This window comes from Flagellimonas amoyensis (assembly GCF_003058265.1).
Lineage (GTDB): Bacteria > Bacteroidota > Bacteroidia > Flavobacteriales > Flavobacteriaceae > Flagellimonas > Flagellimonas amoyensis.
This window is the reverse complement of sequence record NZ_QBUK01000006.1, coordinates 180,418-193,783: the sequence shown is the minus strand read 5'-3', so window position 1 is coordinate 193,783 and position 13,366 is coordinate 180,418. Positions and strand designations below refer to the sequence as shown.

At 47.1% G+C, this 13,366-nt stretch carries 16 protein-coding genes; 11 read left to right on the top strand and 5 right to left on the bottom strand.

The genetic code is table 11. The features are described 5' to 3' along the window. Positions 1–7: 7 nt before the first annotated feature. Complete coding sequence (locus DB398_RS10350; protein ID WP_108424310.1) at positions 8–448, bottom strand: hypothetical protein; 441 nt, start codon at positions 446–448, stop codon at positions 8–10. Positions 449–542: 94 nt separating this feature from the next. Here DB398_RS10350 and rsgA point away from each other — a divergent pair, with 94 nt between their 5' ends. The 10 genes from rsgA to DB398_RS10300 all read left to right on the top strand — a co-directional run bounded on the left by rsgA (position 543) and on the right by DB398_RS10300 (position 9,709). Continuing rightward, positions 543–1,487, top strand: coding sequence for a ribosome small subunit-dependent GTPase A (gene rsgA / locus DB398_RS10345; protein ID WP_108424309.1), 945 nt, complete (start codon positions 543–545; stop codon positions 1,485–1,487). Positions 1,488–1,493: 6 nt separating this feature from the next. Then, positions 1,494–1,946, top strand: coding sequence for a D-aminoacyl-tRNA deacylase (gene dtd / locus DB398_RS10340; RefSeq protein WP_108424308.1), 453 nt, complete (start codon positions 1,494–1,496; stop codon positions 1,944–1,946). Beyond that, complete coding sequence (locus DB398_RS10335; RefSeq protein WP_108424307.1) at positions 1,946–2,272, top strand: nucleotide pyrophosphohydrolase; 327 nt, start codon at positions 1,946–1,948, stop codon at positions 2,270–2,272. Before dtd ends, DB398_RS10335 begins: the two co-directional genes overlap by 1 nt. 69 nt (positions 2,273–2,341) lie before the next feature. Further along, entirely contained in the window at positions 2,342–3,571 is a 1,230-nt protein-coding gene (locus DB398_RS10330; RefSeq protein WP_108424306.1) for a 3-phosphoshikimate 1-carboxyvinyltransferase, read from the top strand. Between the two features lie 87 nt (positions 3,572–3,658). Beyond that, positions 3,659–4,708: a tRNA preQ1(34) S-adenosylmethionine ribosyltransferase-isomerase QueA gene (gene queA, locus DB398_RS10325; protein WP_108424305.1), complete on the top strand. Its 1,050-nt coding sequence runs from the start codon at positions 3,659–3,661 to the stop codon at positions 4,706–4,708. Between the two features lie 76 nt (positions 4,709–4,784). Next, the gene (gene rlmN, locus DB398_RS10320) at positions 4,785–5,825 is read left to right on the top strand and encodes a dual-specificity RNA methyltransferase RlmN (RefSeq protein ID WP_108424304.1); all 1,041 of its coding nucleotides are present in this window, start codon (positions 4,785–4,787) and stop codon (positions 5,823–5,825) included. A gap of 323 nt (positions 5,826–6,148) precedes the next feature. Further along, entirely contained in the window at positions 6,149–7,123 is a 975-nt protein-coding gene (locus DB398_RS10315) for a polyprenyl synthetase family protein (RefSeq protein ID WP_108424401.1), read from the top strand. Between the two features lie 111 nt (positions 7,124–7,234). Next, complete coding sequence (locus DB398_RS10310) at positions 7,235–7,804, top strand: RNA polymerase sigma factor (RefSeq protein WP_108424303.1); 570 nt, start codon at positions 7,235–7,237, stop codon at positions 7,802–7,804. 10 nt (positions 7,805–7,814) lie between these two features. After that, positions 7,815–8,552 carry a hypothetical protein gene (locus DB398_RS10305; RefSeq protein ID WP_108424302.1) on the top strand — a complete coding sequence of 246 codons (738 nt, stop codon included), beginning with the start codon at positions 7,815–7,817 and terminating at the stop codon, positions 8,550–8,552. An 86-nt stretch (positions 8,553–8,638) separates the two neighbouring features. Next, on the top strand, positions 8,639–9,709 hold the full coding sequence (locus DB398_RS10300; RefSeq protein ID WP_108424400.1) for a coiled-coil domain-containing protein: 1,071 nt from the start codon (positions 8,639–8,641) through the stop codon (positions 9,707–9,709). A gap of 55 nt (positions 9,710–9,764) precedes the next feature. On the opposite strand, the gene DB398_RS10295 is transcribed toward DB398_RS10300, so the two are convergent. Both DB398_RS10295 and DB398_RS10290 read right to left on the bottom strand, forming a co-directional pair. Beyond that, positions 9,765–10,007, bottom strand: coding sequence for a zinc-ribbon domain-containing protein (locus DB398_RS10295; protein ID WP_108424301.1), 243 nt, complete (start codon positions 10,005–10,007; stop codon positions 9,765–9,767). A gap of 36 nt (positions 10,008–10,043) precedes the next feature. After that, complete coding sequence (locus tag DB398_RS10290) at positions 10,044–10,394, bottom strand: 7(1) septoil knot domain-containing protein (RefSeq protein ID WP_108424300.1); 351 nt, start codon at positions 10,392–10,394, stop codon at positions 10,044–10,046. Between the two features lie 82 nt (positions 10,395–10,476). Between DB398_RS10290 and DB398_RS10285 the strand changes: the two genes are divergently transcribed. Next, the gene (locus DB398_RS10285; protein ID WP_234416193.1) at positions 10,477–11,145 is read left to right on the top strand and encodes a 2OG-Fe(II) oxygenase; all 669 of its coding nucleotides are present in this window, start codon (positions 10,477–10,479) and stop codon (positions 11,143–11,145) included. A 2-nt stretch (positions 11,146–11,147) separates the two neighbouring features. Here the strand turns inward: DB398_RS10285 and DB398_RS10280 are convergent, their stop codons facing one another. Then, positions 11,148–11,456, bottom strand: coding sequence for a phosphoribosylpyrophosphate synthetase (locus DB398_RS10280; protein WP_108424299.1), 309 nt, complete (start codon positions 11,454–11,456; stop codon positions 11,148–11,150). Positions 11,457–11,514: 58 nt separating this feature from the next. Further along, on the bottom strand, positions 11,515–13,353 hold the full coding sequence (locus DB398_RS10275) for a Xaa-Pro dipeptidyl-peptidase (protein ID WP_108424298.1): 1,839 nt from the start codon (positions 13,351–13,353) through the stop codon (positions 11,515–11,517). Between the last annotated feature and the right edge of the window lie 13 nt (positions 13,354–13,366).

Genomic DNA, 13,366 nt, shown 5'->3' with positions numbered 1-13,366 from the left:
CTTCTTCTTACTTCTTGAAAATGTAACGGGTGATGAAGATACCTTGGCCATCGCCTTTTCCACCTTCACTTTCCACACCACTGACCACAAAGGCAAGTTCCCATCCATTGGTGATCATGTCGTTGATCATGGAAGTGATCAGGGCATCGTTGGCAGCAATGTTCTGAAAACGGATACCGCCCAAGTTGTAGAAGTTCAACAGTTTGGTCTCTTCGAAGTTCTTCACACGGATGTCGCCCCTATCGGCCTTGTTCCTTGTGTTGTCCTCTTCAGTCTGTACGCTGGTGTATTCCTTGTAGTCCTTGTCCTCGAGGGCATTGATGATCCTAGATCGACCAAGGCCATTGGGAACAATGGATTCCACACTGGTAATTACCTTGTACTGTTGTGCGTTCGCACTGAACGCGGCAGCTAGGGTCATCACTGCGATCAAAACGATTTTTTTCATGATTGATAGATTGTTGATTGTTAAAACTGTTAACAAAGATATGCGCAGAAGAAGAAGGATTATCGTTTCTTTGCAATGAAAATATGAACAAATCGTGAACGGAACTGTTTATAAATCAACAGGAAGCTGGTACACCGTGAAGTCGGAAGATGGTGTTTTTTATGAGTGTAGGATAAAGGGCAAGTTCCGGACGCAGGGTATCAAAAGCACAAATCCGGTGGCCGTTGGGGACCAAGTGGTTTTTGAGTTGGAGGACCATGGGGATGAATCTGTCGGGGTCATTTCCGAAATCTTGGAACGGAAAAACTACATCATCCGGAAATCTGTAAAACTCTCCAAACAGACCCATATCATCGCTTCCAACCTGGATCAGGTGTTTTTATTGGTCACCCTGAACAATCCCCCCACTTTTACTAGTTTCATAGATCGATTTTTGGTAACCGCCGAAGCCTATGACATCCCTGTTGTGCTTCTGTTCAACAAAATGGACACCTACAGTGAGGATGAAAAGGCAGAGGTAGCCTATTTGATGGACCTGTACACCCAAATTGGGTACACCTGCATACCGATAGCCGCCAAAGACGGAAAAAACGTGGATAAGGTGAAACAACTGATGAGGGACAGGACCAGTATGTTCTCCGGACATTCTGGAGTGGGAAAATCCACTTTGGTGAACGCCCTGGAAAAGGGACTGCACCTAAAAACGGCCGAAATTTCCGAACAGCACCTGCAAGGACAGCACACCACCACCTTTGCAGAAATGTACGACCTCTCTTTTGGGGCAAAGATCATAGACACCCCGGGAATCAAAGGATTTGGTATCGTGGACATGGAGCAGGATGAGATTGGGGATTATTTTCCTGAGTTCTTCCAATTGAAATCCCAATGCAAATTCAACAATTGCCTGCATCTGGACGAACCCAAATGCGCCGTGAAGGAAGCCTTGGAAAAAGATGAGGTGGCATGGAGCAGATATCGTAGCTATGTGCAGATGCTGACAGGTGAGGAAGAAAACTATAGAACGGACAATTACAGATAAAGATAGATGAGGGCAGTGATCCAAAGGGTTTCAAGGGCAAGTGTGACTGTGGATGGACAGGTGGTTTCGGCCATCGGTCAGGGTTTGTTGGTACTGCTGGGTATCGAGGACGCCGATGGCAAAGAGGATACGGAATGGTTGTCCCAAAAAATCACCAATCTTCGCATATTCAATGATGAACATGGTGTGATGAACCGTTCTGCGCTGGACGTAGGTGGGGATATCATCGTGGTCAGCCAATTTACCCTGCATGCCCAGACCAAAAAAGGCAATAGACCATCCTACATCAAGGCATCAAAACCTGATGTGGCCATTCCCATTTATGAGGCATTTGTCCAAAAGATGGAGCAAGATCTGGGCAAAAAAATCGGGACCGGAATATTTGGTGCAGATATGAAAGTGGAACTATTAAATGATGGCCCTGTGACCATAGTGATCGACACAAAAAATAAAGAATAATGGACATAGCAAATGCACAAAAAGCGGTTGATGAATGGATCCAAAACCATGGGGTCCGTTACTTCAACGAACTGACCAACATGGCGCAGCTCACGGAGGAAGTGGGAGAGGTGGCCCGAATCATTGCCCGCAGGTACGGCGAACAGAGCGAAAAAGAATCGGACAAGGCCAAGGACCTGGGCGAGGAACTGGCCGATGTGGTCTTTGTGGTACTGTGTTTGGCCAACCAAACAGGGATCGATCTTCAAAAGGCCTTTGACAAAAAATTGGACCTGAAGACCAAACGTGACCACGACCGTCATCAAAATAACAAAAAGCTCAAATAAAGTTGTGTCCCAAAGGGAACATTAGGGCTGTTTTTTCTAGTTTTGAAGTTTGAATCAAACCATAGAACATTGAGACTCCAGCTTTCTGCACCCTCCACAAAAAACATCCAAAAAACAATACAGGTCACGGGCTCCAAAAGTGAGACCAACCGCTCTTTGCTGCTACGGGCACTTTTCCCCAATATCAGCATAGAGAACCTTTCCATTTCGGATGATGGTGAGGTCATGCAAAAGGGACTCCAGATTTCTTCCGGAGAGGTGGACATCCACCATGCCGGTACCGCCATGCGGTTTCTGACCGCCTATTTTGCCTCGCAGCCCAACAAGGAAGTGGTGCTCACAGGATCTCAGCGCATGCAGGAACGCCCCATACAGGTCTTGGTAGAGGCGTTGCGGTCCCTTGGCGCGGACATCCAATACGTCAAGCAAGAAGGCTATCCGCCATTAAAGATTGCTGGAAAAAAATTGACCAAGGCCCAAGTGTCCCTTCCGGCGAACATCAGCAGCCAATATATCTCGGCACTTTTGCTGATCGCCCCAAGTTTGGAGAACGGACTGGAACTGGAGTTGGTGGGCAAGATAACTTCCGTGCCCTATATCAAAATGACCTTGGGCCTATTGGCCCAGATTGGGGTAGAGGCCAACTTTGAGGGAAACAAGATCCGTGTGGAGCCCCAAAAAAAGGTAGATGCCATCAAATTGGTCGTGGAATCAGATTGGAGTTCTGCCAGTTACTTTTATAGTATTGCCGCCCTATGTGAGGTCGGGACCAAGATCAAGTTGTCTTCCTATAAGCAAAATTCCCTGCAAGGCGATAGTGTGTTGAGCAAGATTTATACGGACTTCGGCGTTGCCACCACTTTTTCTGACAATCAGATCACCTTGGAAAAAATCGAAGAGAGCGGACAGGAAACTGTTTCATACGACCTTTCTAATGCTCCGGACATTGCACAGACCATTGCAGTGACCTGTTTGGGATTGGGTATGGGCTGTCATCTTACGGGACTTCACACGCTTCCCATCAAGGAAACCGACCGTTTGGCCGCACTGCAGACCGAAATGTCCAAGTTTGGTGCAAAAGTCGCCATCGATAGCGAGAGCCTTACCCTGCAACCCATCACCAACATCAAATCGGGCGTGGATGTGGATACCTACAATGACCATCGGATGGCGATGGCCTTTGGCCCACTTGCCCTGAAGACCGATTTGATCGTCAACGATGCGGGAGTGGTCTCCAAATCCTATCCCGACTTTTGGAAGGATCTCAAGACCCTTGGATTTGGTGTATCCGAAATGTAACTGACATTTAATCATCAAATTACTTGACATCCGCTATCACGAGGTCGTATATTTGCCCCTCTTTAAAAAAATCCAAAAAAAGTCTAGATGAAATTATCCAACTTCAATTTTGAATTGCCCAAGGAACTATTGGCCGAATACCCCGCTGAAAACAGGGATGAATCCAAACTGATGGTAATTCATAGGGATTCTGGAAAAATCGAACATAGAATGTTCAAGGACCTTATCGAATATTTTGATGAAGGTGATGTGATGGTCCTGAACAATACCAAGGTATTCCCTGCAAGACTGTTTGGAAACAAGGAAAAAACAGGGGCCCGTATCGAAGTGTTCTTGCTTCGTGAATTGAACCAAGAACAGCGTCTTTGGGACGTTTTGGTGGACCCGGCCAGAAAGATAAGGATTGGGAACAAGCTCTATTTTGGCGATGACGAAAGTCTAGTGGCCGAAGTGATCGACAACACCACATCCAGAGGAAGGACCCTTCGTTTCCTTTATGACGGCTCCTATACCGATTTTAGAAGAAAATTACGCGAATTGGGAGAAACACCACTTCCCAAATACATCAAAAGGAATGTGGAGCCCGAAGATGAGGAGCGTTACCAGACCATTTATGCAAAGCATGAAGGCGCGGTAGCGGCACCGACTGCGGGACTACACTTTTCAAAACACCTGTTGAAGCGTTTGGAGATCAAGGGCGTGGATTTTGCCGAAGTTACCCTGCATGTGGGATTGGGAACCTTTAACCCTGTGGAGGTAGAGGATCTTTCCAAGCACAAAATGGACAGTGAGGAGCTGGTCATCGATGAAAAGGCAACAGAAATTGTGAACAAGGCCAAGGCCAAAAAGAGACGTATCTGTGCCGTGGGGACCACTGTGATGAGAGGGCTTGAAAGTGCCGTTTCCTCTGAACATACCCTGAACACGTACGAAGGATGGACCAACAAGTTCATCTTCCCTCCATACGATTTCAGCATTGCCAACTGTATGGTCACCAATTTCCATTTGCCAAAATCAACACTATTGATGATGGTATCTGCATTTGCAGGTCATGACCTTATCAAAAAAGCCTACAAACAGGCCATTTTGGAAGGATATCGCTTCTATTCCTACGGAGATGCGATGTTGATCCTATAATTGAATAAACGAACAAACCATAGAATCCCGTTCGGTTCCACGACCAACGGGATTTTTTCTTGATTATCTTTATCCTGTGGAAACCAAAAAGAAGGACATACGGGCATTGACCAAGGAACAGCTTCGGCAGTTCTTTGTGGAGCATGGGGACAAGGCCTTTCGGGGCAACCAAGTCTATGAATGGCTTTGGCAGAAATCGGCCCATACCTTTGATGCCATGACCAATGTTTCCAAGGAAACCCGACAAATGTTGGAAGATAACTTTGTGATCAACCACATACGGGTGGACCAAATGCAGCGCAGCTCCGATGGCACCATCAAAAATGCCGTGCGCCTTCACGATGGACTTGTGGTGGAATCCGTTCTCATCCCGACCGAGACCCGGACCACCGCCTGTGTTTCCAGTCAGGTAGGGTGTAGTTTGGATTGTAGGTTCTGTGCCACCGCCCGCATGAAACGGATGCGTAACCTGAACCCCGATGAGATCTATGATCAGGTGGTGGCCATAGACAACGAAAGCAGGCTCTATTTTGACCGTCCCCTGAGCAATATTGTGTTCATGGGCATGGGTGAACCCTTGATGAACTATAACAACGTGCTCAAGGCCATTGAAATGATCACTTCGCCCGAAGGATTGGGCATGTCTCCAAGACGGATAACCGTATCCACGTCCGGGGTGCCCAAAATGATCAAGAAAATGGCCGACGAAGAAGTCAAGTTCCGTTTGGCGGTATCCCTTCATTCCGCCATTGATGAGGTGCGGACCTCCATCATGCCCTTCAATGCCACCTTCCCCTTGAGAGACCTTCGGGAGGCATTGGAATATTGGTACAGCAAGACAAAAAATAGGATCACCTACGAATACGTGGTCTGGAAAGGCATAAACGACACCAGGGAGGCCGCTGATGCATTGGTCAGGTTTTGCAAGTTCGCCCCATCCAAGGTCAATCTGATCGAGTACAACCCCATAGACGATGGCGAGTTTCAACAAGCCTCCATGGATGCTGTGGAAATGTACCAAAACATTCTGGAGAGCAATGGCATTACCGTTACCGTTCGTAGGTCCAGAGGAAAGGACATCGATGCCGCATGTGGGCAGTTGGCCAATAAAAGTTAGTTTTAGGAGTCAGGAACTGTAGTATTGAGCTCTTACCCTGAGCGTTGGTTGCTGAGCGTAGTCGAAGCAAGTTGGCAAGTCCCAATTCTAAAACCCAAAATCCCAAATCCCAATAACCAAGTAACCAAAATAATTTGTTCTTTCCCTTAACCCTTAACCCTTAACCCTTAACCCTTAACCCTTAACCCTTAACCCTAAAACCCTAAAACCCCTCAAATCATCGATAGTTTCACCCATCGGGCTTAAATCTTTGCGCATCTTTATACCAACTCTTTCATTTTCCCTACTTTTAAGGCTTCAAAATCAAACGCACCAAACCGTTGTTGAAAATAGTTTCTCAGATCAGGGAGCCCATAGAGGATGAAATGGAGCTTTTTGAGGAAAAATTCCTCAAATCCATGTCGTCCAAGGTGGCATTGTTCAATAGGATCACTTACTATATTGTCAACAGGAAGGGCAAGCAGATGCGGCCCATGTTCGTTTTTCTTACCGCCAAATTGTTGAACGGTAAAGTAAACGAAAGAACCTATACCGGGGCCTCGATCATCGAATTGATCCACACGGCCAGCTTGGTCCATGACGATGTGGTGGACGACAGCAACAAACGAAGGGGGTTTTTCTCCATCAATGCCCTTTGGAAGAACAAAATTGCCGTTTTGGTGGGCGATTTCCTTTTTTCGAAAGGCTTATTGGTCTCATTGGAGGGCAAGGACTACGATCTGCTCCATATCATTTCCAATGCCGTTCGGGACATGAGCGAAGGGGAGTTGTTGCAGATTGAAAAGGCCCGTCTCCTCGATATCACCGAAGAGGTCTATTACGACATCATCCGTCAAAAAACAGCGACCCTCATTGCGGCATGCTGCAGCATGGGAGCCTGTTCCGTGCGGCCCGATTCCGAAGAGGTGGAGACCTTTAGAAAGTTCGGGGAACTCTGTGGTATGGCCTTCCAGATAAAGGATGACCTTTTTGACTATGGTGCCGAACAGATCGGGAAACCTACGGGCATCGACATCAAAGAACAGAAGATGACCCTTCCCTTGATCTACGCTTTGAACCAGAGCGACAAGGAGAAGAAGAAATGGTTGATCAATTCCATCAAAAACCACAACAAGAACAAGAAAAGGGTAAAGGAGGTCATCGCCTATGTAAAGGAAATGGGCGGATTGGAATATGCCGTGGCCAAAATGCTGGAATTTAAGGACGAGGCCCTTGCCATCTTGGACAATTACCCCGATTCTGAATACAAAAGTGCCCTCACGCTTATGGTCAACTATGTGGTTGACCGAAAAAAATAAAATTGTAAATAACTGATTTTCAATTTTGAATGAAAAAATTTATTTTTTCAGGCAACTCCTATTTAACATTATCCGTCTATCTAAATAGAACCACTTTTTGAAACCAAACTTTTGAAGATCATTTCGCTATATAACAATGAAGGCCAATTGATAAAAAAGGCCGTGAAGGGCGACCAACAGGCCCAAAAGGTGCTGTATGGGAAGTATGCGCCAAAAATGTTGGGCGTTTGCAGGCAGTACATCAAAGACCAGCATTTTGCGGAGGACGTGATGATCAATGGTTTCATCAAGGTGTTCAAAAACCTGGGCACATTTGCGCACAAGGGTAGTTTTGAGGGTTGGATCAGGACCATTATGGTGAGGGAGAGCATTTCACATCTGCGGAAAAAACAGTTTGTGGTCTATGACGATGAAGTGTTTGATGCCCAGCCCAAAGAAACGGTGAGCGGTGGTGGATTGTTGGATGTGGAATACGTGCAGCAGCTCATCGATTCGCTTCCCGAGGGGTACAAAACCGTTTTTTTGCTCCATGCCATAGAAGGTTATGGCCACCAAGAGATAGCCGAAATGCTGGAGATCTCGGAAGGGACCTCCAAATCGCAGCTGTTCAAGGCAAGAAAGATGCTTCAGGAAAATTTGACTTTAAAAGGAATGTCGCCCAAAACAAGGTTGGGCAAGTAAAGCATAGGATATGGATAAATTGGAAAAGCATATCAAGGAAAAACTGGAGGAGCGTACCATAGCTCCTTCATCCGGAGCTTGGGACAAAATTGCGTCGCAATTGGACACCGCACCCAAGAAGAAAGGCCGTAAATGGCAAGTGTATGCCATGGCGGCGAGTTTTGTGGGCATTTTGTTGTTGTCCCTATTGTTTGTGGACAAAGGGGAAAGCATTCCGGGGGAGATACAAGCCGTGAAAGAAAAAGTGGATCCTATCGATACGGAAAACGAAACCCAATCCCCTCAACAGGAGCTTACCAAAACACTTCCGGGACACGAGGAGACCAAGCTGGCCAACAGCGATTTGGAACCGATGACCAAAGAAAACCCAAAGGGTTTTGCCGACGAGCTTCCCATTTCGCAACCGGTTTTGGCACAAGAGGAAACAAAACAGGTGGAACAGGACAAGTTCATCAAAGAGTCGGATGTATTGATTACCCAAAAAGTGGAGGAAGTGATCGCCCAGGTGCAACATATGGAAGGCTTGAACAAAGGCGTCTCGGATGCCGAAGTGGATTCTTTGCTCCGACAGGCCCAAAAACAGATCATGGCCGACAGATTGTTCCCTAAAAATGGATCAGTGGATGCCATGAGCTTGCTGGCCGAAGTAGAGGATGAACTGGACGAGTCGTTCAGGGACCAAATATTCGATGCGCTCAAGGAAGGATATTTCAAACTGCGTACTGCCGTGGCCGACCGAAACAATTAAAATTTTATTCATCAATCAAAACACCTTTCTCTTCCTGCCCAAACTGTTTGGGCAGGGACAAGGAAGGCTATAATCCAGAAACAATCATGAGAACAATTACATTTTATTTAGCGACACTGGTATTTCTGCTGGTTTCCCACCAAATCCTGGGACAGGAAGACTATGAAAAGGAAATCAAAGCCCTAAAGATCGAGAGGGAACGTATTGTGGAACAGGAAAAAGAAGCCCTGAAAGTGGAAGTCAAGGACATCAATCGGCGTTTGGAGCGGGGCGATATTTCCGAGGCCGAAGCAAAGATTTTGAAGGAAGAAGTGGCCAAGCGCAGGGCCCTCAATATTGAAAACAGGGTTGCCATTGTGGACAATAGGATTTCCCTTTTGGAGCGTAACGAAGGCCAAGTGCTTACCCTGTCCGAACTGGACACTTTGGACAACGACCGGACGCATATCGGTATCATGATCGATGGAAAACCTGCCATCTGGTTCAATTCGAACGGATGGAAAAAAGACATCAAATATGACAGACGGACCTATTCTGACTTTGTCATGGCCATAGGTTTTAACAATGCCCTGATTGAGGGGCAGTCGTTGGACGAATCCCCGTATAAAATCGGTGGGAGCCGATTTTTTGAAATGGGCTGGCAGTGGCGCACCCGGGTTTTTCAAAATTCGAACTGGCTGCGGTTCAACTATGGACTTTCATTCCAGTTCAATGGTCTGAAACCAAAGGACAACCAGATTTTTGTCAAAAATGGCGATCAGACCGTTTTGGAGGAGTTCGAATATGAATTGGACAAGTCCAAACTGCGAATGGACAACTTGGTCTTCCCGGTCCATTTTGAATTTGGGCCTTCGCGATTGCGAAAAACGGAACGCACCATCCGATATTCCATCCGAGATCAGTTCAGGGTCGGTTTGGGAGGATATGGGGGTTTCAATTTGGGAACCCGTCAAAAACTGAAGTACAGCAGGGATGGGGAAGATGTCAAGGACAAGCTCAAAAGAGACTACAATACCAGCGACCTGATCTATGGAGTGAGTGGTTATATGGGTTTTGATGGGGTGTTGCTATACGTCAAGTACGATCTGAATCCCATTTTCACGGATGCGGACATCAAACAGAACAATATTTCCTTGGGCCTTCGGTTCGATATATGACCGAAACAATTTTGAATGTGGGCACAGTTCGGGTATCCGGGCTGTGCTTTTTTCATTAGGACGATAGGGCCCGTTCCATTTCAGGTGTAAACTCTTCCTTGTAGTAAACCCGCTTGCAGTGGGAACATTCCGCATAGCGGATCGTGTTAAGGGTAAAAATCGGTATCCAGAACACATGGGCATGATTGGATTGGGAAACTGCGGTCAATGTGTCCCGTTGGTGGCAATGCGGACAGCTGACATTTTTCAAGGTTTTGGTCTCTTTTTTTCCAGGCCTGCTTCCGAAGAAAAGAATCATACATTTCGATTTGTATGCAAAGATACAGCGTTGGGGTCATTCCAGAATTGGGAATTCGAGTGCCAGTCTTTTGGCATCGTTTCTCCAGCCCGCTTTATAATCCCGATCCACAAAGAACACCATAAGTTCGGCCTTATATTCCCGATCTACGAAGAACACCTGAAAATCAGCCTTGTAATCCCGGTCCGTAAAAAACCATAGGCCCTTATTGTATTTCGCCTCGTATTCCCGGTCCACTTTGTGGACAAGAAGGTCGGCTTTGTATTCGCTATCCACCTCAAAGACCAAGTAATCGGCCTTGTATTCCGCATCCACTTCAAAAACACGTTGTGCCGAAAGGGCAGGGGAAAGGAGGGAGAGGATAAGAATGGGGAGCATGTTTTTCATAATGAAATGATTGGGACAAAATTGGTGCCATAATATATTGATGTAGGTTGAGCATGTCCAAAATAAGAAAAACAGTGGTTCATTGTTGAATATTCTCTACATTCGCACACATTTTGAACCATTGGATACCTACCACAGTTTGGAAGATTGGTTGTCTTGGATGGATGACCTCTCCAGTAAAGATTACGTGATCATTGACCATTTTCTTCGGGATGAACTCTATGCCGAGATCAGGTCTTTTTTTCTGGACATGCTGCCCAAGTTTAATGAGGCGGGGATAGGTGCCGACACCGAAAAGCAGATCAACAGCAAGATCAGGGGCGATTTCACCTATTGGCTAGATCGGGAAAGGGACGGTCACCTGAAGACTTATTGGGGATTGGTGGATGAAACCATGCAGATGTTCAATCGATATTGCTACCTGAGTCTTTCCGGATATGAGTTCCATTTGGCACATTACCCTTCGGGCGGACATTACGATAAACATTTGGATCAATTTGAGCGTAGGAACAACCGGATGATCTCCGTGGTGATTTACCTCAATGAAGGTTGGCAAAGAGGGGACGGTGGGGAACTGGAAATCTTTGAAAAGGACGGTTCCAGTTTTTTGGTGGACCCTTTGGCGGCGAGATGTGTGATGTTCAAAAGTGCCGAAGTGCCCCATGCAGTGCTCAAAGCACACAAAAGTCGGTTCAGCTTAACGGGTTGGTTGCTTTATCAACCTTCTGCCTTGGGCCAGTTTTTTGGATAGATCTAGTTCCTCGCCATTGGGATTTTTTTGATGAGCTCCTCATTTTGGTTGTGCTCCGCACTGTAGGACATCACTAGGGTGCCCTTGGTGCCATCCTTGGCCTCAATGGTGAAAACGGTGGCTTGGTCTTCGGGGTTGGTCATCCCTTCAAAACGGTATGAGGCCATGATCTTTAATTCACTGGGTTGATACTCCTTTTTGGAATATAGCGCTTTGATGCAGTTGTCCCCGGCTTCAAAATTTTCTTCATATCCTTCTTGGGTCAAGGTGTTTATGGCTTCGGAAAGCGTGTCAAAATTGTGTTTGTCCATTGTTGTTCAATTAATTTAGTTCTACTTTATAAGATTCAAAATCGATTTCCCTTCGGGTCTAGGGATTTGTGACAGGGATTTTTCCTCCCACCACCGGGAGAACAAGCTGTGTTCCATCCAAGTCCACGGTCAGTTCCGTGCCCGGTTCGGGCCATAGGGTGAATTCCTTGTCACTGGAGAAGATCATCAACCCGATTTGCTGCCCCTTGGGGATGATCTGGTCATCCGGCATCAGTCCAAACTCCATTTCATAGAACTTGTTCGGTACCAAAGGCTCACTTTCGGTAAGGGATTTGTGGTTTTGGGGGTCTGCCCATCCCCGGGTAATGATGTTGTCCGTGATCTTGGTATTGCGACGTTCGGTCCAGGGCAGGGAAACCAACCAAACGGATAGATTGGCAGCGGGTTTGCTACTGGCCAATTTTATCTTGATTTTGGAAACACCCGAAATGTGCACATCCTCGGAAAGGGGAGGGGTTACATAGATCAACCTATGGTTGGTTATCTCTGCCTGCGCCAAACTGGACCCCGAAAAGGAATAATTGTCCACCAAAGTTTCCGTTCCCTGTTTTTGTGGTTTGGTCGTAGAGAGTTGTCCTTTTTCCGGAGCCCCCTTGGTCAAAAATAAGGTGACGTCCGATGCTTTCGGATTGGGATAGTCCTCATAGGAAGTCGGGTTATCCATTTTGTCATCTTCCCGAACAATCCAGGCTTTCGGGTCGTTTTCCACCCCATTTTCAATGCCGTGCAGGTATTTGGTGAACCAGCGGTTCATCATGGAAATGGGAGGCGGGCCACCGTGTCCATTTTGATGGTAATAGATCTGGACCGGCAATCCTTTCTCCCGGGCCTTGTCATAAATGCGGTAGCTGTGTTCGGGCATTACGTTCCAGTCGTTGAACCCATGCGACATCAAAAGGGCTGCTTTCATGGGCCCCATATCGTTGAGGTAGTCGCGTCCGGCCCAAAAATTGTTATAATCCCCGGTGATGCGGTCCTGTCCGTTTTTCATCTCCGTGTCGCGGACCACCTTGTTGTTCCTAGCTCTTTTGGATTCGTCACCACTGTGGATAAAATCATAGAGTACGTCAATGTCCTCTCCCAAATACCCTCCCGGCGAGCGTATCAGTCCATTGGAGCGATAATAATGATAGTAGGAAGTGTTCGGAGCAATGGGGATGATGGCTTCCAAACCTTCCACACCCGTTGTGGCCGCGGCCAAGGGCAGGGTGCCATTGTACGAAGTACCGGTCATGCCCACTTTGCCAGTAGACCAATAGGCCTTTACCTCGGTGTTGCCGTTTCGCTCCGTATATCCTTTTGCCCTGCCGCACAACCAGTCGATTACGGCCTTGGGAGCCAGGGACTCATTGTCACCCCCAACAGTAGGCGATCCATCCGAAAGCCCTGTGCCAGGCGAAGAGGAATGTACCACCACATATCCGCGGGGTACCCATGTATGTATTTGGGAATTGGAAATGATGGGGCGTTCCCCTATCCGGGTCACTTCGGGGTGGTTCCGGGGTTTTCCGGCTTCACCGAGTTCGTGCCTCACGTCCCACAGCATTCCATCGGCCAATCCGGCGGTACCGGCATAGTAGGGGCTGGATTCATAGACAACAGGAAGTTTTAGGCCTTCGGTCTCGGTCTGCTCCGGACGGGTGACATCCACATGCATCCGATCGGGTTTTCCATCCCCGTCGGAATCAAACTCGGTTTCCACCCAAAGATCGTGGCGAATCCATTTGCTGGGGTCGGAAAAAGCTTCGACCACTTGGGCCTCACCATTTTCATAGATCGGTGCGGCTTTCTCGGCCATTTGGGAATGTGCATTGAAGGCTATTCCTAATGAACAAATGGTCAAAAAGGCTAACTTCTGTAATCTTTTATGTGTCATATTTCCCCTGTAT